Source organism: Roseburia sp. (assembly GCF_041325975.1).
Classification (GTDB): domain Bacteria; phylum Bacillota; class Clostridia; order Lachnospirales; family Lachnospiraceae; genus Roseburia; species Roseburia rectibacter.
This window is the reverse complement of the sequence record NZ_JBGLEJ010000004.1, coordinates 1,601,379-1,621,929: the sequence shown is the minus strand read 5'-3', so window position 1 is coordinate 1,621,929 and position 20,551 is coordinate 1,601,379. Positions and strand designations below refer to the sequence as shown.

15 protein-coding genes, 7 tRNA genes, 3 rRNA genes and 1 pseudogene are annotated in these 20,551 nt (G+C 44.5%); 2 read left to right on the top strand and 24 right to left on the bottom strand.

Annotation, left to right across the window (positions count from 1 at the left end):
* Positions 1 to 651 precede the first annotated feature (651 nt).
* Together ACDD58_RS11165 and ACDD58_RS11160 are read left to right on the top strand one after the other, a co-directional pair.
* Positions 652 to 948, top strand: a pseudogene (locus ACDD58_RS11165) (cupin domain-containing protein); the annotation flags it as partial.
* Positions 949 to 1,029: 81 nt separating this feature from the next.
* Positions 1,030 to 1,479, top strand: coding sequence for a helix-turn-helix transcriptional regulator (locus ACDD58_RS11160; RefSeq protein ID WP_243091601.1), 450 nt, complete (start codon positions 1,030 to 1,032; stop codon positions 1,477 to 1,479).
* A gap of 68 nt (positions 1,480 to 1,547) precedes the next feature.
* On the opposite strand, the gene atpC is transcribed toward ACDD58_RS11160, so the two are convergent.
* The 24 genes from atpC to ACDD58_RS11040 form a co-directional block, all read right to left on the bottom strand.
* Complete coding sequence (gene atpC, locus ACDD58_RS11155; protein ID WP_118210761.1) at positions 1,548 to 1,967, bottom strand: ATP synthase F1 subunit epsilon; 420 nt, start codon at positions 1,965 to 1,967, stop codon at positions 1,548 to 1,550.
* Between the two features lie 11 nt (positions 1,968 to 1,978).
* Positions 1,979 to 3,385: a F0F1 ATP synthase subunit beta gene (atpD, locus tag ACDD58_RS11150; protein WP_006857771.1), complete on the bottom strand. Its 1,407-nt coding sequence runs from the start codon at positions 3,383 to 3,385 to the stop codon at positions 1,979 to 1,981.
* 20 nt (positions 3,386 to 3,405) lie between these two features.
* On the bottom strand, positions 3,406 to 4,299 hold the full coding sequence (gene atpG / locus ACDD58_RS11145; protein WP_370777438.1) for an ATP synthase F1 subunit gamma: 894 nt from the start codon (positions 4,297 to 4,299) through the stop codon (positions 3,406 to 3,408).
* 6 nt (positions 4,300 to 4,305) lie between these two features.
* Positions 4,306 to 5,808: a F0F1 ATP synthase subunit alpha gene (gene atpA / locus ACDD58_RS11140; RefSeq protein WP_118210763.1), complete on the bottom strand. Its 1,503-nt coding sequence runs from the start codon at positions 5,806 to 5,808 to the stop codon at positions 4,306 to 4,308.
* A 4-nt stretch (positions 5,809 to 5,812) separates the two neighbouring features.
* On the bottom strand, positions 5,813 to 6,316 hold the full coding sequence (gene atpH / locus ACDD58_RS11135) for an ATP synthase F1 subunit delta (protein ID WP_370777437.1): 504 nt from the start codon (positions 6,314 to 6,316) through the stop codon (positions 5,813 to 5,815).
* Positions 6,297 to 6,803 (bottom strand): F0F1 ATP synthase subunit B, encoded by a 507-nt coding sequence (atpF, locus tag ACDD58_RS11130; RefSeq protein ID WP_118210765.1) that lies wholly within the window; start codon positions 6,801 to 6,803, stop codon positions 6,297 to 6,299. The genes atpH and atpF overlap by 20 nt, the downstream gene beginning before the upstream one ends.
* Before the next feature lie 19 nt (positions 6,804 to 6,822).
* Complete coding sequence (gene atpE / locus ACDD58_RS11125) at positions 6,823 to 7,047, bottom strand: ATP synthase F0 subunit C (protein ID WP_006857776.1); 225 nt, start codon at positions 7,045 to 7,047, stop codon at positions 6,823 to 6,825.
* Positions 7,048 to 7,088: 41 nt separating this feature from the next.
* Positions 7,089 to 7,751, bottom strand: a complete 663-nt coding sequence (locus ACDD58_RS11120; RefSeq protein WP_370777487.1) for a F0F1 ATP synthase subunit A — start codon at positions 7,749 to 7,751, stop codon at positions 7,089 to 7,091.
* 445 nt (positions 7,752 to 8,196) lie between these two features.
* On the bottom strand, positions 8,197 to 8,421 hold the full coding sequence (locus tag ACDD58_RS11115) for a hypothetical protein (RefSeq protein WP_147345388.1): 225 nt from the start codon (positions 8,419 to 8,421) through the stop codon (positions 8,197 to 8,199).
* A 232-nt stretch (positions 8,422 to 8,653) separates the two neighbouring features.
* Positions 8,654 to 8,726: transfer RNA gene (locus tag ACDD58_RS11110), tRNA-Lys, on the bottom strand.
* A 13-nt stretch (positions 8,727 to 8,739) separates the two neighbouring features.
* Positions 8,740 to 8,812, bottom strand: a tRNA-Phe gene (locus tag ACDD58_RS11105).
* A 22-nt stretch (positions 8,813 to 8,834) separates the two neighbouring features.
* Positions 8,835 to 8,908, bottom strand: a tRNA-Met gene (locus tag ACDD58_RS11100).
* A gap of 28 nt (positions 8,909 to 8,936) precedes the next feature.
* A tRNA-Tyr gene (locus ACDD58_RS11095) sits at positions 8,937 to 9,018 on the bottom strand.
* Between the two features lie 57 nt (positions 9,019 to 9,075).
* Positions 9,076 to 9,148 (bottom strand) — tRNA-Thr (locus ACDD58_RS11090).
* 20 nt (positions 9,149 to 9,168) lie between these two features.
* Positions 9,169 to 9,241: transfer RNA gene (locus tag ACDD58_RS11085), tRNA-Val, on the bottom strand.
* A gap of 9 nt (positions 9,242 to 9,250) precedes the next feature.
* Positions 9,251 to 9,324, bottom strand: a tRNA-Asp gene (locus tag ACDD58_RS11080).
* 46 nt (positions 9,325 to 9,370) lie between these two features.
* Positions 9,371 to 12,263: ribosomal RNA gene (locus ACDD58_RS11075) — 23S ribosomal RNA — on the bottom strand.
* Between the two features lie 457 nt (positions 12,264 to 12,720).
* A 5S ribosomal RNA gene (gene rrf / locus ACDD58_RS11070) occupies positions 12,721 to 12,838 on the bottom strand.
* Between the two features lie 130 nt (positions 12,839 to 12,968).
* Positions 12,969 to 14,501, bottom strand: a 16S ribosomal RNA gene (locus tag ACDD58_RS11065).
* Together the 16S, 23S and 5S rRNA genes with 7 tRNA genes alongside form the textbook arrangement of a ribosomal RNA operon.
* 508 nt (positions 14,502 to 15,009) lie before the next feature.
* Complete coding sequence (locus ACDD58_RS11060) at positions 15,010 to 15,717, bottom strand: CvpA family protein (protein ID WP_118210750.1); 708 nt, start codon at positions 15,715 to 15,717, stop codon at positions 15,010 to 15,012.
* A gap of 11 nt (positions 15,718 to 15,728) precedes the next feature.
* On the bottom strand, positions 15,729 to 16,925 hold the full coding sequence (locus ACDD58_RS11055; protein WP_118210749.1) for a DUF5711 family protein: 1,197 nt from the start codon (positions 16,923 to 16,925) through the stop codon (positions 15,729 to 15,731).
* Between the two features lie 85 nt (positions 16,926 to 17,010).
* Positions 17,011 to 18,528: a LysM peptidoglycan-binding domain-containing protein gene (locus tag ACDD58_RS11050; RefSeq protein ID WP_118210748.1), complete on the bottom strand. Its 1,518-nt coding sequence runs from the start codon at positions 18,526 to 18,528 to the stop codon at positions 17,011 to 17,013.
* Positions 18,529 to 18,755: 227 nt separating this feature from the next.
* Entirely contained in the window at positions 18,756 to 19,697 is a 942-nt protein-coding gene (locus tag ACDD58_RS11045) for a transketolase family protein (RefSeq protein ID WP_118210747.1), read from the bottom strand.
* Positions 19,685 to 20,521, bottom strand: coding sequence for a transketolase (locus ACDD58_RS11040; RefSeq protein ID WP_117922473.1), 837 nt, complete (start codon positions 20,519 to 20,521; stop codon positions 19,685 to 19,687). The genes ACDD58_RS11045 and ACDD58_RS11040 overlap by 13 nt, the downstream gene beginning before the upstream one ends.
* Positions 20,522 to 20,551: the final 30 nt, after the last annotated feature.

The window sequence follows — 20,551 nt, the reverse complement described above, 5'->3', positions numbered from 1 at the left end:
CTTAGTTTCGATGCGTTTTTGCCTGCAACGGCTTCTTGGTTTTGATGCGTTTTGGTCGGCAACGGCTTCTTGGTTTCGATGCGTTTTTGCCTGCAACGGCTTCTTGGTATTGACGCGTTTTGTCGGCAACTCTCTTACGTTTCTTATATTCTTTATATTCCTATCATACTTACCTTACACTTTTATTTCAAGGCAGATAATGACTTGTATTTCGGTCGATATTGACTTATTATGAGCTTAACAACAAAGTTGGCAGAATCAGTCCTATCGTATTTTACAAGGACTGCCGCACATATTTTCCGGAAGGCTTTCCAACATGCCCTGCGGTCTGTACGGCGCCGGGGTGTCCGGGTAAGGTGGAGCCGTCTTACCGCTTTTTGTGTGTTCCTTAGCGGGCACATGAACAAAAAGTCATGCTGCGGACAGTTGTCCGAGCTCAATGCACTTTTGGCTTTCCATAAACGAATAAGCGAGTTCTGGGAGCAGCATGAAATCGCCACTTTGTTCAGGTGCCCGCTTAGGAACACGAAAAAGCGGTAACCGGCTCAGCCTTACCCGGACACTCCGGCGCCATACAGACCGCAGGAAGGCTCGCCAAAACCCACGCATGCCATAAACACTTTACCTCAGAAGAAAGGAATCCCCACTACCATGACCACCCACGAGATCATCACCTCCAAACCTAAACTCCCCGTCTATTTTGACATCTACCAGTCCGACAACCAGCTCGTCCCAAGCCACTGGCACGCACATGTCGAGATCCTCTACATCTCCTCCGGCTCCATGCACGCCATCTGCCGCGAGGAATCCTTTCTGCTGCACGCAGGAGATATCTTTCTGGTAAACTCCGGCGATATCCACTACACCCGCACGATCGGTAGAACCGAAACCTATCTGCTCCAGATCCCGTTTGACTTTTTTAACCAGATGCTGCCCGGTTTTGCCTCCATCCGTTTTCAGGAATACTTTTCTGCGGAAAAATATAAAAATGACCCCGTATTCTGCGAAATGCGGGATCACTTACTGACCATGGGTTCCTTATATAAAAATGAAAAAAATGGCTACCAGTTTTTATTTGGCAGCCACCTTCATCATTTTCTTTATATACTTTATACTTCTTACGTCCTGCCGCAGTCACAGAGTACCGTCTCGCAGGATACCAAAACGCTCACAAGGCTAAAAGATATCATAACTTATGTGGAAAGGCATTATATGGAACCGCTCTCCCTCTCGGATATCTCAGACCGTTTTGCACTCAATCCCGAATACTTCTGCCGTTTCTTTAAGAAAAACATGGGATTCACCTTCTTAGAATACGTCAACATGGTACGGCTTTCCCATATTTATTCTGACCTCATGCAGACCGGCGACAGCATTACACAGATCATGGAACGCCACGGTTTTATCAACTATAAGGTATTCAACCGTATGTTCAAAGAAGTATACGGCTGTCTGCCCTCGAAAGTCCGCCATCAGTAGCCGACAAGCTGTCTACATGCAAAGATTCAGACAGCAGACAAGCACTGTCCGCCCTCAAAATTCCGTCATTAATAGCCAATTGGTTTATCCTTGCTTCCAGCTTTAAGACGCGCCATAGCACGCGCTAGAGAGGCTTTGGAACGATGATATTCTTCAATACTCTGTTTCTGGCGAAGCTGTTCTTCCGCACGCTCTTTTGCTTCCTGCGCACGTCTTACATCGATCTCCTCCGGTGATTCACAGGTGTCTACAATGACTGTTGCACGGTTGTTGATGATCTGCGCAAACCCGGTTCCCGTAACACCGTAGATCGTGTTTCCGTTTTCCTCTAAGATACGGATCTCTCCGACCTCCACGGCAAACACCATATTTTCATGGTGCGCCTGGATCGCCTTTAAACCATCATGGAGCGGCAGGACTACCTGTGCACATCTTCCATCGTAAAATACCTTATCACAGGCAATTACTTTTAAGCTAAATGTATTCATGTTCCTCCCTCCTAGCTGGCGGAACCGGTATTACCCATTGTCTTTGCCCGCTCAATGACATCTTCGATCGTTCCTACGTTAAAGAATGCAGCTTCCGGATATTCATCCATCTCACCGTCAACGATCGCCTTAAATCCGCGTACGGTGTCTTTTAACGGCACATATTTGCCCGGTACACCAGTAAAGTTCTCTGCAACGTGGAACGGCTGGGATAAGAACTTCTGGATCTTTCTTGCACGGTAAACAACAAGTTTATCCTCCTCGGAAAGCTCTTCCATACCGAGAATTGCAATGATATCCTGTAACTCTGTGTATTTCTGAAGAATCTCCTGTACACGTCTTGCTGTCTCATAATGCTCTTTTCCGACAACATCCTCCTCGAGGATACGGGAGTTTGACTCCAACGGATCAACTGCCGGATAAATACCCTGCTCAACGATTTTTCTGGAAAGAACGGTCGTTGCATCCAGATGTGCGAATGTCGTTGCAGGAGCCGGGTCAGTTAAATCATCTGCCGGCACATAAACTGCCTGTACAGAAGTAACAGAACCATTCTTTGTAGATGCGATACGTTCCTGTAACTCACCCATTTCCGTTGCCAGTGTAGGCTGATAACCAACGGCAGATGGCATACGGCCTAACAGGGCGGACACCTCAGAACCTGCCTGTGTGAAACGGAAAATGTTATCAATGAATAAAAGCACGTTCTGATGCTCCTCATCACGGAAATATTCTGCCATGGTAAGTCCTGTCTCAGCAACACGCATACGTGCTCCTGGCGGCTCATTCATCTGACCGAACACTAAGGCTGTCTTTTCCAGTACGCCGGATTCTTTCATCTCTGACCAGAGGTCATTACCCTCTCTTGAACGCTCTCCAACACCGGTAAAAATGGAATATCCGCCGTGCTCGGTTGCAATGTTACGGATCAGCTCCTGGATCAGTACCGTTTTACCAACGCCGGCACCACCGAACAGACCGATCTTACCACCTTTTGCATACGGTGCTAAAAGGTCGATGACCTTGATTCCTGTCTCAAGTACTTCAACAACCGGGCTCTGATCCTCGAAAGATGGCGGATCTCTGTGGATACACCAGTGTTTCTCTCCCTCTAAAGTCTTGCCGCCGTCTAAGGTATCTCCTAATACATTGAACAGACGCCCCAATGTGCCCTGTCCGACCGGAACCGTAATGCCGCTTCCCGTAGCAACAACTTCCATGTCCTTGTGAAGTCCCTCACTGGCAGCTAACATAATACAACGTACTGTGTTATTGCCGATGTGCTGTGCAACTTCCATGACACAGCGTTTTCCGCCGTTGTCTACTTCAAGCGCATCTTTGATAAACGGAAGGTCATTATCTTCAAATTCAACGTCTACTACAGGTCCCATGACCTGCACGATTTTTCCTGTTTTCATTCCGCTTTCACATCCCCTTCCTATTTTTTCTTCTTTTTCTTCTGTGCCTTCGCACCGCCGATTACCTCTGTGATCTGCTGGGTAATCGCAGCCTGACGCACACGATTGTATTCAATGGACAAAGTCTGCAGCATCTCTTTTGCACTGTCTGTTGCCGCCTGCATCGCCATCATTCGTGAATTGTGCTCACTGGCAAATGACTCTACGAGTGCACCGTAAATAAATCCATTTACATAGTTCGGCACCACATGCTCTAAAATATCCTGCATGGTCGTATCTGCCTTGATTTCTTCCTGATAAATATCAACAGGCGCTTTTCCCATGAAATCTTCTTTTTCCAGTGGAAGCAGTTTCATCATTTCCGCTTCCATAGAAAATGAATTTTCCATTTTGGTGTAAATGATGTATACCTCATCCAATTCGTTGTTATTGTATAACTCCAGAATACGTTCTGTGATAACTCTGGCTCTGTGCAGGGAAGGATTTTGCACCGTATATTTAAACTCGGTATCTACCTCTAACCCTTCCTTGGTAAAATACTGTCTTCCAAGCTCTCCGACGACGAACAGTTTGTTGTTTTCGCCCTGCTCAAACAGTTCATGCGCCATTTTAATGACGTTATGGTTGTACGCACCTGCCAGTCCCTTATCTGCAGTGATCACAATGTATCCCCTGCGTTTTTTGTCGTCCGGAATCTCCTCGCGCTGGTCAAAATACCGGCTCTTAGCATCCGGAATATGACGGAGCAGTCGTGAGATTGCAGACTGTAACGCATAGAAATACGGCTCTGTATTTTCGAGCTTCTGCTTTGCACTTCTTAACTTTGCAGAGGAAATCATATACATGGCACTCGTGATCTTCATCGTATCCTGAATACTTTTCATTCGTTTCTGAATTTCCTTGGTATTTGCCATGCTCTATCACCTGCTCTTAAATTCTTTAACTGCCTCTACGATCTTTTCTGTAATCTCATCATCCAGCACTTTTTTCTCGTTGATGGCATCAACGACATCTTTATGCTCGATTTTAAAGAAATCCAGTAATCTTCCCTGGAACTCTTTCATCTGTTTGATATCCACATCCAAAAGCAGACGTTTGTTTGCTGCAACCAGTGTAATTACCTGATCTGCGAGGCTCATCGGATGGCAGAGCGGCTGTTTTAAGAGCTCCATCAGTCCTTTACCATACTGTAACTGCTCTTTCGTCATATCATCCAGATCGGAGCTGAACTGTGTAAACACTTCCATCTCACGGTACTGCGCCAGATCGATACGGATCGTACCGGATGCTTTTTTCATTGCCTTTGTCTGTGCCGCACCACCTACACGGGATACGGAAAGACCTACGTTGACCGCCGGTCTCATACCGGAGTTGAACAGATCACTCTCTAAGAAAATCTGACCATCTGTAATGGAAATAACGTTCGTAGGAATATAAGCGGAAACATCGCCTGCCTGTGTCTCGATGATCGGCAGTGCGGTAATGGAACCTCCGCCTAACTCGTCGTTTAACTTACTGGAACGCTCTAATAATCTTGAATGTAAATAGAATACGTCTCCCGGATATGCCTCTCGTCCCGGTGAACGCTCTAAGAGCAATGACAGCGCACGGTATGCCACTGCATGTTTGGAGAGATCATCATATACGATCAGGACATCTTTTCCTTTGTACATGAAGTACTCTGCAAGTGCTGTTCCTGCATACGGAGCGATGTACTGTAAGGATGCAGATTCACTCGCTGTCGAGGAAAGCACGATGGAATAATCCATGGCACCGTTCTTTGTCAGTGTATTCACTAATTTTGCAACCGTAGATGCCTTCTGACCGATTGCAACGTAAATGCAGACAACATCTTTGCCTTTCTGGTTTAAGATGGTATCTACTGCGATCGATGTTTTACCGGTCTGACGGTCACCGATGATCAGCTCACGCTGTCCACGTCCGATTGGGAACATGGAGTCGATCGCAAGGATACCTGTTTCCATTGGCTGTTTTACGGACTGTCTGTCTACGATACCCGGTGCTTCCTGCTCGATGGCACGGTAATCATCTGCTTTGATCTCACCTTTTCCATCGATCGGGGCTCCAAGGGCATTGATAATTCTTCCAAGGTAAGCATCACCTACCGGAATACCTGCTTTTTTCTTAGTTCTGGTTACTTTCGTTCCCTCTTTGATCTCTGTGTCTTTACCAAAAATAATACAGCCTACCTGATCACGTTTGATATCCTGTACCATTCCGCGGACACCGTTCTCAAAGATAACGATCTCACCATACATCGCATGCTCAATCCCATAAATCGTTGCAATACCATCACCGACCCAGATGACAGTTCCGACTTCCTGGTCTTTGCTTACCATGTCATAGTTCTCTATCTCTGTTTTCAGGATAGATATAATCTCTTCTGAACTGATAGAACCCACGTTATCACCTCCACGCTAATCTTCTCTCTAACCGATTTAAGCGCCCTTTCATGCTGTAATCTTCTTCTATATCTCCTACCCGCAGAACAAATCCACCGATCAGTTCCGGTTTCTTTTCCAATGCAAGTGCAACCTTTTCTTTCTGATATTTATTCGCAAGATATGCCTTCATCTGTGCCACTTCATCTTCTGTCGGCTCTAAGACATACTCTAACGTTGCCTGAAGGATACCTTTTTTTTCTGCTTCCACTGCATCATATGCGGCAAAAATTTCCTCAAGGAGATCCGCCTCACCATAGTCGCAGACCACCTTCAGAAAATTTTTCATTGTGTCCGGAAAAATCCGGTCGATCAGTTTATGTTTTTCCTGTTTTGACACAACCGGACTTTTCAAACTCTTCGGCAGATCCTGAGTCAGAGAAAGAATCTTTTTTGTCTCATCAACAGCTTCTCTTTTCACACCAAGCTCTAAGAGAACTGTTGCATAATTATTTGCTGTCTGCGTCATTCACACCACCTGCTTTTGCCAAAAACTGTTGATACAGTAACCGGTTATTTTCGTTTGTACTTGCTTCACCAAGTACTTTTCCTGCTGCTGCCACCGCAAGGACTGCAATCTGTGACTGAAGATCCTGCACAGTTTTGTCGCGTTCAAGCTCTACTGTCTTATGGGCATTCTCGATGATCTTTTCCGCTTCTGCATCTGCTGCATTGATACGGTTTTCATACTCTGCCTGAGCACTCTTACGTGTCTTTTCAAGCAGTTCTGCAGATTCCTCATGCGCCTGTGCAAGCATTCCCTCATACTGTTTCTTTAAGTCTCCCGCTTCTGTCTTTAAATTATTTGCATCCGCGATCTGACCTTCAATCATCTGCTTGCGCTGCTCCATAACATTTGTGACAGGACCGATCAAAAACTTGCGAAGTCCCAGATACAAAACGATCAGGTTAATGATGGTAAAGACGACGTTCCAATCTATTCTTAATAATTGCATTCTCTACCAGACCCTTTCCTTAACCTAAGAATAAGATGATTAAAATTGCAACAACCATACCGAAAATTGCAGTACCTTCGGCAAGTGCACAACCAAGTAATAATGCTTTTGTGATCTTTCCGTCTGCTTCCGGCTGTCTTGCGATAGCGTCTGTTGCCTTAGATGTTGCAAGACCGATACCGATACCTGCTCCAATACCTGTTAATGCTGCGATTCCTGCTCCAATAGCGATTAATGATGTCATGATAAAATTCTCCTTTTTCGTTTTTAATTTTGCTTTAACTTCTACTCGATGCTTTCCTTAATAAATAAGGATGTTAAAAATACAAATACATATGCCTGAATAAATCCGTCAAACAAGTCAAAATACAGACTGAGCGGAACCGGCACGAAAAGCGGTGCCACGATCTTGATCAGCTCCATAATGACAAATGCTCCTAAAATGTTACCAAAAAGACGCATACACAATGATAATGGACGAATAAAAATCTCCAATATATTCATTGGCAGCATAAGTGGTATCGGTTCGGCGAAACTCTTCAGAAAACCTTTCATTCCTTTCGCATGTACTCCCGAATATTCGATCAGTACAATACTCATCAATGCAAGCGCACCGGTAACACCGACATCCTTTGTCGGGGATTTCAGTCCGAACAGTCCGATCATATTCGCGATTGCAATATAAATTCCTACTGTCATTAAATAAGGAATATAACGTTTTCCTTCCTCTCCAAGTAAATCGTAAAAGAAGTTATGCAATCCGCCAATAACTGTCTCCACTGCTAACTGACGTTTTCCTACGTTCTCTACACGCAGATTTCTTCCTAAGAAAAATGCCGCTATCAAAAGAACTGCCATAATAACCCATGTTACTACTACCGATTCGGCAACCGGAATACCTCCAAATACCGGAATCGTAAAAGCAGTTTCACAGTTCAGCTCTTCCATCAGCGCTTTCGATAATTCCTCCGTATTCTCACTTCCCTTCGTTCCTACACTTCGCTGTATTTTATTTAAAATTTTTCCACTTGTCAATTTTTTGTCATAGTGAAAATCATGGAGCCCATTTTGGTAATTTTATACAATTTTATTTTCTGTTTTTTGTGTGTTTTTTTATGTTTTGGGAATTGAATATTTCATTTGTTTATAATTATTTTATTTTTACCCTGAATTGAATCCAAAATATAGTCCAAAATACCAAAAAAAGTCTACATTTCTTTTTTCGTATCTTTTACGGTTCCTTAATAAAATGCATTTCACACTTTTTTCAAAAATTTACCACAATTCCATCATGAACTTCGATTACTATAAATAATGTCAAAAGGAAATAAACCTTTTTCACATAAAACATTTTCTTTTTTTCATAACTAAAGCCAGTAAAACATCCCCCGTTTTACTGGCTCCTCCTTTCAAGTAAATACATACGATTCATCTGTGCATATTCCTCATAAATTATTTCTTCATAACGAATAATTGAATATTTTTTCTGAAAAATACTGATCCACATTTCATTGGTATTATTCCATAGAATCATGCCATCATCTAATAGATTATCACCAATCTTTTTTATACCATATTCTTCTATCTGTTCATCCGTAATATACGGATTTAGCTTCACAAGAAGTTTTCCACCCTTTTTCAAAATTTATTGGAGCCAATATATCTTCTGTCAAAAAATACTGATTCCACATTTCTAAACTTTTGTCATATTTATTCATTTTCCCCATATCCTCTCACAATGCTTCTCCCATCAATAAAACATCAGGGATTCAGAAATCACAGACTTTCCCTTGCTGTTTCTAAATAAAAGAAAAATGCCACTCTTATGAGTGACATTTCTTTTTTACTAATGAGACATCGGGGATTCGAACCCCGGACAACTTGATTAAAAGTCAAGTGCTCTACCAACTGAGCTAATATCCCATATTTTTTTGAATGCCCAGTTCCGGAATCGAACCAGAGACACGAGGATTTTCAGTCCTCTGCTCTACCAACTGAGCTAACTGGGCAAATACGATATTTAAATCCGAGTTGCGGGAATAGGATTTGAACCTATGACCTTCGGGTTATGAGCCCGACGAGCTTCCAGACTGCTCCATCCCGCGATAATAATTATTCTCTTCAAAAAGAGAATGGGCAGAGGTGGATTCGAACCACCGAAGCAAATTGCAGCAGATTTACAGTCTGTCCCCTTTGGCCACTCGGGAATCTGCCCATTTAAAACGTTCAATATGAAATTGACTCATTTTAATTCTCAAAATAAATTGAGAAAAGCCGATGATCGGACTCGAACCGATAACCTGCTGATTACAAATCAGCTGCTCTGCCAATTGAGCCACATCGGCATATCTAAAAATTTTATAAATGGGACCTATAGGGCTCGAACCTATGACCCTCTGCTTGTAAGGCAGATGCTCTCCCAGCTGAGCTAAGATCCCATATTTAAACGACCCAAGCGGGACTCGAACCCGCGACCTCCGCCGTGACAGGGCGGCGCTCTAACCAACTGAGCCATTAGGCCATTGAAGTTAGTACCTTCAAAACTTCATACAGATCTTCGATTCTATTTGGTCAAGCCCTCGATCGATTAGTAACAGTCAGCTCCACACGTTACCGTGCTTCCACCTCTGCCCTATCTACCTTGTACTCTTCAAGGGATCTTACTCACTTTTGTGAGGGATATCTCATCTTGAGGGGGGCTTCACGCTTAGATGCCTTCAGCGTTTATCCCTTCCGGACTTGGCTACTCTGCCATGCCGTTGGTCGACAGCAGATACACCAGTGGTCCGTCCATCCCGGTCCTCTCGTACTAAGGACAGCTCCTCTCAAATATCCTCCGCCCGCGCCGGATAGGGACCGAACTGTCTCACGACGTTCTGAACCCAGCTCGCGTACCGCTTTAATGGGCGAACAGCCCAACCCTTGGGACCTGCTACAGCCCCAGGATGCGATGAGCCGACATCGAGGTGCCAAACCACTCCGTCGATGTGAACTCTTGGGAGTGATAAGCCTGTTATCCCCAGGGTAGCTTTTATCCGTTGAGCGATGGCAATCCCACTTTATGCCACCGGATCACTAAGTCCTACTTTCGTACCTGCTCCACCCGTCGGTGTCGCAGTCAAGCTCCCTTCTGCCTTTGCACTCTTCAAATGGTTTCCGACCATTCTGAGGGAACCTTTGAGCGCCTCCGATACCCTTTCGGAGGCGACCGCCCCAGTCAAACTCCCCGCCTGGCATTGTCCCACCGCTGGATCACAGCGGCTGGTTAGAAACCCAATACTGCAGGGGTGGTATCCCAACAGCGACTCCCTTGAAACTGGCGTCCCAAGTTCTCAGTCTCCCACCTATCCTGTACGTGCAGTACCGAATCCCAGTACCAAACTGGAGTAAAGCTCCATGGGGTCTTTCCGTCCTGGCGCGGGTAACCAGCATCTTCACTGGTACTTCAATTTCACCGGATGCATTGTCGAGACAGTGCTCAAATCATTACGCCTTTCGTGCGGGTCGGAACTTACCCGACAAGGAATTTCGCTACCTTAGGACCGTTATAGTTACGGCCGCCGTTTACTGGGGCTTAAATTCAAAGCTTCATCTTGCGACTAACCTCTCCTCTTAACCTTCCAGCACCGGGCAGGCGTCAGCCCATATACTTCACCTTACGGTTTCGCATAGACCTGTGTTTTTGCTAAACAGTTGCTTGAGCCTATTCTCTGCGGCCCACCCTGAAGTGGGCACCCCTTCTCCCGAAGTTACGGGGTCATTTTGCCGAGTTCCTTAACAATGCTTCTTCCGTCGGCCTTAGGATTCTCTCCTCATCCACCTGTGTCGGTTTACGGTACGGGCACATATAAAACAATAGCGGCTTTTCTCGGCACATGGCTCACACACTTCGCTACTTTTATTTCGCTGCACATCACGTCTTTGGCTTATCAGGCGGATTTGCCAGCCTGACACCTCTTCCGCTTGTACCGGTATTTCCATTCCCGGCTTATGCTTTCCACATGCGTCCCCACAGTTCTGTTTATATGTGGTACAGGAATCTAAACCTGTTGTCCATCGGATACGTCTTTCGACCTCTCCTTAGGCCCCGACTTACCCAGAGCAGATCAGCTTTACTCTGGAAACCTTAGATATTCGGCCGGAAGGATTCCCACCTTCCTCTCGCTACTCATTCCGGCATTCTCTCTTCTTATCCCTCCACTGCTCCTTCCGGTACAGCTTCGTCGGTCTTAAGAATGCTCCTCTACCAATCACTATGTGATTCCTAAGCTTCGGTGTCGTGTTTCAGCCCCGGACATTTTCGGCGCAGGACCTCTCGACCAGTGAGCTGTTACGCACTCTTTGAATGTATGGCTGCTTCTGAGCCAACATCCTGGTTGTCTTTGAAATCCCACATCCTTTTCCACTTAACACGCACTTTGGGACCTTAGCTGTAGGTCTGGGCTCTTTCCCTTTTGACCACCCAACTTATCTCGTGCAGTCTGACTCCCATTCATCATCTACATGGCATTCGGAGTTTGATATTCTTTGGTAAGCTTTGACGCCCCCGCGGAAATTCAGTGCTCTACCTCCATAAGACTAAAATGAGGCTAGCCCTAAAGCTATTTCGAGGAGAACCAGCTATCTCCGGGTTCGATTGGAATTTCTCCCCTACCCACACCTCATCGCCACCCTTTTCAACGGATGTGCGTTCGGTCCTCCATTGCCTTTTACGGCAACTTCAACCTGGACATGGGTAGATCACCCGGTTTCGGGTCTACGCGTGCTGACTGAACGCCCTGTTCAGACTCGATTTCTCTTCGGCTCCACACCTTAAGTGCTTAACCTTGCCGGCACGCGTAACTCGCCGGACCGTTCTACAAAAAGTACGCGGTTCATCATATAAAGATGTTCCACAGCTTGTAAACACAGGGTTTCAGGTTCTCTTTCACTCCCCTCCCGGGGTCCTTTTCACCTTTCCTTCACAGTACTATGCGCTATCGGTCACTAAGGAGTATTTAGGCTTACGGGGTGGTCCCCGCTCATTCCATCAAGGTTTCTCGTGTCTCGATGTACTCTGGATACCGCCATGTCATCTTTCCTTTCGCTTACGGGGCTTTCACCCTCTCTGGCAGGCTTTCCCAAAACCTTTCTGCTAGGATTAACGAATCAATTATGCGGTCCGAACCCCACGGTGCACGCACCATGGTTTGGCCTCTTTCCATTTCGCTCGCCGCTACTTTGGAAATCGATTTTTCTTTCTCTTCCTCCGGCTACTTAGATGTTTCAGTTCACCGGGTTCCCTTCCATACGTTATGGATTGGCGTATGGATGACTGGAGTTCGTCCAGCCGGGTTTCCCCATTCAGATATCTGCGGCTCAATGGATATTTGCTCCTCCCCGCAGCTTTTCGCAGCTTATCACGTCTTTCTTCGGCTCTTAGTGCCAAGGCATCCACCCTGCGCTCTTTCTTGCTTGACCTCTTATTAGCTGTATTTCATAGCGTTGAAATACAGGGTCTTGCGTTTTTAAAACGCGTTTGGTAAATTTCTTTACCGTTTTGTTATTGGTTTGCAAACTTTCGTTTTTAACTATGTTTACTATTCTCGGATGTCTTGATAAAAAATCTTTTATCAATCTCTGTATGAAGTTTTCAAGGTACTATAGTCTCTGCTTCGCAGAGCCATTAGCATTTCGCGCAATAGCGCTCATGCGTTAGAAGTTTCTTCGAAACTTCTGCGTCAATTTACACTTTCAAAGAAAATGTTTCATGACTTTGACTGATGTTTATCAGTCATTAGAAAACTCAATCACTTGAACTCTCTAATCACTGGTAAAACCAGTTATCTAAACAACGCTTCCCCGTTGAATTAGGTTAGCATCTTTCCGATGCCCGTTTTATCTATAATAAGATATCTCTATCTTATGTTTATTTTTAATCTGGCAGCCACCTGCTTTCCCATACCGTCTCCAGTATAGTATCATCGGCCGTCTGGGTCTTAACCATCGTGTTCGGGATGTGGACGGGTGTTTCCCCCAGACGCATCGCCACCAGAATAGTCTTTACTTCGTAAAGCCATTGGAAGTTGCTCCGCAACTTCTGTTTGATCGAAGTCTTTCAATCAAACGTTATTAAGTTTTTCTTAATAACTCAACAGTGAAATAATCTCTACTTGATTTCCTTAGAAAGGAGGTGATCCAGCCGCACCTTCCGATACGGCTACCTTGTTACGACTTCACCCCAGTTATCGATCCTGCCTTCGGCAGCTCCCTCCTTGCGGTTGGGTCACTGACTTCGGGCATTACCAACTCCCATGGTGTGACGGGCGGTGTGTACAAGACCCGGGAACGTATTCACCGCGACATTCTGATTCGCGATTACTAGCGATTCCAGCTTCGTGCAGTCGAGTTGCAGACTGCAGTCCGAACTGAGACGTTATTTTTGAGATTTGCTCCCCCTCGCAGGCTCGCTTCCCTTTGTTTACGCCATTGTAGCACGTGTGTAGCCCAAGTCATAAGGGGCATGATGATTTGACGTCATCCCCACCTTCCTCCAGGTTATCCCTGGCAGTCTCCCTAGAGTGCCCAGCCGAACTGCTGGCTACTAAGAATAAGGGTTGCGCTCGTTGCGGGACTTAACCCAACATCTCACGACACGAGCTGACGACAACCATGCACCACCTGTCACCATTGCTCCGAAGAGATAGTACATTACATACTAGGTCAATGGGATGTCAAGACTTGGTAAGGTTCTTCGCGTTGCTTCGAATTAAACCACATGCTCCACCGCTTGTGCGGGTCCCCGTCAATTCCTTTGAGTTTCATTCTTGCGAACGTACTCCCCAGGTGGAATACTTATTGCGTTTGCTGCGGCACCGAAGAGCAATGCTCCCCGACACCTAGTATTCATCGTTTACGGCGTGGACTACCAGGGTATCTAATCCTGTTTGCTCCCCACGCTTTCGAGCCTCAGCGTCAGTAATCGTCCAGTAAGCCGCCTTCGCCACTGGTGTTCCTCCTAATATCTACGCATTTCACCGCTACACTAGGAATTCCACTTACCCCTCCGACACTCTAGTCCGACAGTTTCCAATGCAGTACCGGGGTTGAGCCCCGGGCTTTCACATCAGACTTGCCGTACCGCCTGCGCTCCCTTTACACCCAGTAAATCCGGATAACGCTTGCACCATACGTATTACCGCGGCTGCTGGCACGTATTTAGCCGGTGCTTCTTAGTCAGGTACCGTCATTTCTTCTTCCCTGCTGATAGAGCTTTACATACCGAAATACTTCTTCGCTCACGCGGCGTCGCTGCATCAGGGTTTCCCCCATTGTGCAATATTCCCCACTGCTGCCTCCCGTAGGAGTTTGGGCCGTGTCTCAGTCCCAATGTGGCCGGTCACCCTCTCAGGTCGGCTACTGATCGTCGCTTTGGTAGGCCGTTACCCCACCAACTGGCTAATCAGACGCGGGTCCATCTCATACCACCGGAGTTTTTCGCACTGCATCATGCGATGCTGTGCGCTTATGCGGTATTAGCAGTCGTTTCCAACTGTTATCCCCCTGTATGAGGCAGGTTACCCACGCGTTACTCACCCGTCCGCCACTCAGTCACAAAACAATCACTCCGAAGAGATCAAGTAGAGTGCTTCGTTCGACTTGCATGTGTTAAGCACGCCGCCAGCGTTCATCCTGAGCCAGGATCAAACTCTCATGTTTAAAAGTTTTCATCCTGCCAGTCAAATCTGGCTTCCAATAAACCGGATAAATCTCCGATTTATCCCGCTCAATTTTATTGAGCGTATTTACTGTTTTAAGGTTGTTTCTTTACAGAAACGTTCGTGTGTTGTTATTCACAACACCCTGAAATTCATTGAATCTTTCAAGGTTATTTCACTGTTCAGTTATCAAGGTTCTTTGTTTTGTTGTCGTTCTTGGCGACAGCTTGTTTATTATATCTTATCAAGACTGGTTTGTCAAGAACTTTTTTCATTTTTTGAAAGATTTTCTTTCAATCGGTTTTGTCCGATTTGTTATCTCAAACGCGACAACTCTGATATCTTATCATGTGTTGTTCTGTTTGTCAAGAACTTTTTTTATTTTCCAAAAGATAAGCAATCAAGTATCTTTTTTCGCCGCTGTAAAAGCACTTGTCTTTCGCAGTGGACTTTTATACTACCATTATTGTTTTGATATGTCAACACTTTTTTTACTAACTTTTTACAAACTATAGAAAATTCATAACAATCGTCAGAATAGCGTTGTTTTCATATAAATACTTTAACAGGTTGCTCTGATATATATATGTAACGAGCATACCACCCAGTTCACTTGTGCTTGTCACTGCTACAATATAAAACCCGATCCACACCAGTATCACCCCGTATATTCCACCGGCAAATACCCCCAGCGTACGATTCACACCGCTCAATACCGGGATTCGTGAGACAATTCTTAACATACGCGCTATTATATGAACGATCGTCCACGCTGCAACCAGCGCAATTAAAAATGCTATTCCCTCTACAATAAATTCTGCAATCTGTTTCGCAATCTCATCATAAAGACCACTTTGTGCCATAATCTCTCCTGCCACATTCCCTGTCTTATCAAAAATATCATTTACTACCGAGTCTGGCAGCATAATTCCAAACTGTGACAATTCCTGATTATCCAGACTATTTTCACTCTGAACGGATTTCTGTTTTTCCTCTACTGATTTTTTTATCTGTTCACTGCACTGTTTCTCAATCTGTTCGTATAACGTTGTGTATTCCATCAGATATGTATTAATGTACGGAGTTGCAACAGTAACAAAAGTAAGTACTATGACCCACGATACCAGAGAATATACAATTCGCAAAAATCCTTTTCTGTAGCCTCTTATAATATTATATCCCAGTATCAGTAATACCAGTAACAAAACCCAGTTCATATGTATGCTCCTTATTTCAGTCTTATTTTTTCCGTTGTATCTTCCAGTATAAATGTATAATTCAGTGCACCACCCCCTGAAATGACCTTATAAAGTGTTTGTTCGAACTCATGGTGGAACTTATATATGCCATGTATGGTATATATATCACATGCATTTTCATTTATAATACAGATTTCATTATCTGCAAGAAATTCTACGCCGGTGTACTCCATTGTAAAATCTTTTTCCAGAACACTTTTTCCTTCCAGATCATAGACACTTATATGATGTGTCACTGCCTCATCATCATTGCCGGTCACACAGCCAATATAATTATCATTATAAAAAATGCTCTTCACTTCTTTTTCAAAAGGAATCGTACCGGACTGTTTTGGTTTCTGCGATCCTTCAAACAGGATAACCCCGGTATCTGAAAACGCCGCAAGTCTGTTATCTGCCAGATAGACAATTTCCGGTATCACTGTATCCGGAAATGTCTGTGCTCCAACCACATGATCGATCTCGCTTTCTCCCGCTGTTCCAAAATTGTAAAAGGCAATGGTGCTTTTTATACTTCCATCATTAATATCTAACATGGCAACGGCAAGCCTTAAAGCATCTGAAGATAATGCAATTGCGATCGGATAGCCTTTCTTGGCACCGTGAATCTCTCCTTCTGTCAGTTTCTCACCTGTCTTATCGTACATTGCAAGATAACCGGCGGCATCTTTTTTCATCAGAACTGCCACCGTTCCCTGCGCTGCCACACGTACCTGCTGGATTGGCATCGTCGTTTCAATTCCGCCTAAGATTCCCTCCTTTGTCATGATATAGATCATCGTTCCTTTTCTGTCATAGATAGTCAGGTAATCTTCACAAATATCAATCTGTGGATCCGCCATCTCATAAGTCTGATTCCAGATCAGTTCATTTGCTGTATCCGTATAAAATGCTCCGTCATTGCTGTATTTTAAAATATTCCCCCCAAAATCTGCAAACTTTGTTGCTTCCGTATCAGCCCTGTCAACAGATGATGTCACATCAAAATTCTCATAATGGCGCAGTGCCATAAACACCCAGAGTCCTGCAGAAACTGCCAGCACAGTAATGATCAGAATAACCGTCCTTCTGACCACCTTTATGCGATGCCCACGCAGTTTGCGTTCATATTCTTCCATATCCGGTTCTTCTACCGTATGAAATCCCCTCTTGTTTTTTTCCGCCATACTAATCTCACTTTCCTCTTAATCTTTCGATATTATAGCATTATTCCCCGGATGTTTCATCTTATTTTTAGAGCTGGCAGCCTCATCAATTTGGAAGCGTCAGGTATTGCCCTGCATATATTGCATCAGGATCATCGATTCCGTTTGCCTGGCACACCTTGTCCATCATAGCTGTTGTCTTATATACTTTTCGGCAGATTGCCGCCAGATTATCCCCCTTTTGTACCACATAATATCCCTGTTTTAAATATGTCTGTGCCTCATCTGCCTGTGCTGCTGTTTCTTTAACGTCTTCCTTATTTTTATTCGTTTCATCCGGTGTGCCTGCCTGCGCTCCCGTTGTTTCTGGCATTTCTGTTTTAGCCTGCGCCTCTGTCGTTTCTGGCATTTCTGTTTTAGCCTGTGCCTCTGTCGTCTCTGACATTTCTGTTTTAGCCTGCGCCTCTGTCGTCTCTGACATTTCTGTTTTAGCCTGTGCCTCTGCTGTTTCTGTGTCTGCCTTTTTCTCTGCACCTGCCTGTGTCTCTGCTGTTTCTGGCATTTTTGTTTCTGCCTGCATATCCGATGTTTCCGTCGTCGCAGACGCCTCCGTTTTTTCTACTTCTCCCGCAATATTTTCCACCACGATCCCGGTATCAGCTTTTTTTTCTGTTTCCTGTATCTCTGTCACAATATGCACCTGGTTCATCTGTGCCAGAGTATTTTCCATTTCATTCATTTTCTTATGATTCTGATAGGCGGTAAATCCAAGTGTAAGCACCACAACAGCCAGCACAAGCGAAGAATATACCGGAATCTTTGCTTCTTCTGTTTTTTCTGCTTCTTCAAGCTGTTTCCGATACCGTCCCTTACTTTTTAATTCCGTCTGTGGAACCGGTTCTGGTTCATCCTGCTGCATACTCTCCTCCAGATACAGTTCTTCTTCCAGAATATCATTCAGGTTCTCTTTTTCTTTCATTGCAGGTACAGGCTCGTCCTGCTTCGCAAACACGATTTCATCGGTCTTGGGCAAATTAACTTCTTGCTTTTTTTCCTCCTGAAGTTCCACCTTTTTTGATCTGGTCAGGGCATGCTTGTCATAATAAATGTAAAATCCTTCTCTCCGGTACAGATGTCCGTTCCGGATGCTAAAAAATGTTTCCTCCTTTTCCAGACTATCCATCAGAAATAATGTCTGATGGATGCCTCCAAAATGAGTCTGATGAAATTGTTCAATCTGTTTTGTCATATTCGGAAGGCACCCTCTGTGATCCAATGCCCATCCAACAATGACCATACTGTCATATTCATTCTTTAATCGTTTATATATATACGCCCATTCACGGTCGCTCCATCTTGGAATTTCACCATCAAATTCTAAATATTCCAGTTGTATTGCTGCCTCAACAAATGTGCACTGTCTTCCGCTGTAATTTTCAAATCTTCCAAGTAAAACATATACAAGTTTTTCACAGTTGCTTTCATATGGGTGCAGATACTTATATACCTCATCCTCTATGTATATTCTCTCCCCAACATCCGGTCTCCCAATCTGTCTGATATCTTTTGGCAGTTTTTTTTCTTTCGTATCATCCCAATTTTCTTCCCGGATAATCTCTATCATTCCAATCCTCCATTCCTGTGCGCAAAAATTTATTTTCACGCGATCTTACAGCGCAAAGACGCCGGTGTTTACATTCAAAATCACTTTTTATTTTGCAATCGTATCACAGCATGTCCGATTTTTTTGTGGTTTTATGGGCAGTTTTCCAAAAACTTTTCGACAGAAAAAGACGCAAAAAAACTGCTGCATACGTTTTACCGTAATAACAGCAGTCTTTTTATGTCTGATTATTTTACAAATGCTTTTACTTTTTTGTAGATGCCTTCTGCATCGAGCTCATATCTATGAAGCAGTTCTAATGCCGGTCCGGATTCACCGAATACGTCATTAACACCAATCTTTAATACTTTAGTAGGAGCCTCCTCGCAAAGCACATCACATACTGCACTTCCAAGTCCTCCGATCACGGAATGTTCCTCAACTGTAACAACTTTTCCGGTCTTTAATGCTGATTTTACAACCAGTTCACGGTCGATCGGTTTGATAGTATGGATATTGATGATCTCTGCATCAATGCCATCTTTTGCAAGCAGCTTTTCTGCCTCTACCGTCTCATTTACACAAAGTCCGGTTGCAAAAATTGTCACATCTTTTCCTTCTTTTAAAACAATTCCTTTGCCGATCTCAAATTTGTAAGTTGCCTCATCATTGAATACCGGAACTGCAAGACGTCCAAAACGAAGGTAAACCGGTCCTACATGATCGTATGCAGCGTGTACTGCTGCTCTTGCCTCAACATCATCTGCCGGATTGATCACTACCATGCCTGGTATCGTACGCATTAAAGCGATATCTTCTAAGCACTGATGAGTCGCACCATCTTCACCAACAGAGATACCTGCGTGTGTTGCGCCGATCTTGACATTCAGATGCGGATATCCGATGGAGTTGCGCACCTGCTCAAAGTTTCTGCCTGCTGCAAACATTGCAAAAGAGCTGATAAACGGTACTTTTCCACAAGTTGCAAGTCCTGCTGCGATACCTGTCATGTTTGCTTCTGCGATACCAACATCCCAATGGCGTTCCGGAAATGCTTTCTTAAAAATTCCGGTCTTGGTCGCACCTGCAAGGTCTGCATCTAATACGATCAGATCTTCATGCTCTTTTCCCACTTCTACCAGAGCATTTCCATAACTTTCCCTTGTTGCGATTTTCTTTATTTCTGACATAATGCTTCCCCCACTTTCTCCAGGTCTTTCATTGCGATCTCATACTGCTCGTCGTTCGGAGCTTTTCCATGCCAGTCTACGGCATTCTCCATAAAGGATACACCTTTTCCTTTTAATGTCTTTGCAATGATCGCAGTCGGCATTCCTTTTGTTTCGCGTGCCTCTTTGAATGCTGCACGGATCTCATCAAAATCATTTCCATTGATGTTGATCGTATGGAAATTGAATGCCTCAAACTTTTTGTCGATCGGATAAGGAGAGCATACTTCATCAATAGTTCCGTCAATCTGAAGATTATTATTATCAACGATCACAACCAGATTATCCAGCTTGCGGAATCCTGCCCACATAGCAGCTTCCCAGATCTGTCCTTCCTGAATCTCGCCGTCTCCGCAAAGTGCATAAACACGGTAATCTTTTTTGTCAAACTTTCCTGCTGCCGCCATTCCTGCCGCTGCGGAGAGTCCCTGTCCCAAAGAACCGGATGACATATCAATACCAGGAATATGCTTCATATCCGGATGTCCCTGCAGATAAGATCCTGTATGACGCAGTGTAACAAGATCCTCCTTCGGGAAAAATCCACGTTCTGCCAGAACTGCATAAAGTCCCGGAGCCGTATGACCTTTAGAAAGTACAAAACGGTCGCGGTCTGCCATCTTAGGATTTTTCGGGTCAATATTTAACTCCTCAAAGTACAGATAAGTAAAAATATCTGCTGCGGAGAGTGATCCGCCCGGATGTCCGGCTTTTGCGCTGTGTACTGCAGTTACAATACTTTTGCGGACTTCGTTCGCTGTTTTTTCGAGTTCCAGATTTGTCATAGTCTAGTCATGTTCCTTTCTGTTTCTTTT

Excerpts from the sequence above, each read along its gene's own strand:
- ACDD58_RS11160 (WP_243091601.1), top strand. The coding sequence starts at position 1,030 with ATGGGTTCCTTATATAAAAATGAAAAAAATGGCTACCAGTTTTTATTT.
- atpC (WP_118210761.1), bottom strand. The coding sequence starts at position 1,967 with ATGAATACATTTAGCTTAAAAGTAATTGCCTGTGATAAGGTATTTTAC.
- atpD (WP_006857771.1), bottom strand. The coding sequence starts at position 3,385 with ATGAAAACAGGAAAAATCGTGCAGGTCATGGGACCTGTAGTAGACGTT.
- atpG (WP_370777438.1), bottom strand. The coding sequence starts at position 4,299 with ATGGCAAATACCAAGGAAATTCAGAAACGAATGAAAAGTATTCAGGAT.
- atpH (WP_370777437.1), bottom strand. The coding sequence starts at position 6,316 with ATGACGCAGACAGCAAATAATTATGCAACAGTTCTCTTAGAGCTTGGT.
- atpF (WP_118210765.1), bottom strand. The coding sequence starts at position 6,803 with ATGCAATTATTAAGAATAGATTGGAACGTCGTCTTTACCATCATTAAC.
- atpE (WP_006857776.1), bottom strand. The coding sequence starts at position 7,047 with ATGACATCATTAATCGCTATTGGAGCAGGAATCGCAGCATTAACAGGT.
- ACDD58_RS11120 (WP_370777487.1), bottom strand. The coding sequence starts at position 7,751 with ATGGAAGAGCTGAACTGTGAAACTGCTTTTACGATTCCGGTATTTGGA.
- ACDD58_RS11060 (WP_118210750.1), bottom strand. The coding sequence starts at position 15,717 with ATGAACTGGGTTTTGTTACTGGTATTACTGATACTGGGATATAATATT.
- ACDD58_RS11055 (WP_118210749.1), bottom strand. The coding sequence starts at position 16,925 with ATGGCGGAAAAAAACAAGAGGGGATTTCATACGGTAGAAGAACCGGAT.
- ACDD58_RS11050 (WP_118210748.1), bottom strand. The coding sequence starts at position 18,528 with ATGATAGAGATTATCCGGGAAGAAAATTGGGATGATACGAAAGAAAAA.
- ACDD58_RS11045 (WP_118210747.1), bottom strand. The coding sequence starts at position 19,697 with ATGTCAGAAATAAAGAAAATCGCAACAAGGGAAAGTTATGGAAATGCT.
- ACDD58_RS11040 (WP_117922473.1), bottom strand. The coding sequence starts at position 20,521 with ATGACAAATCTGGAACTCGAAAAAACAGCGAACGAAGTCCGCAAAAGT.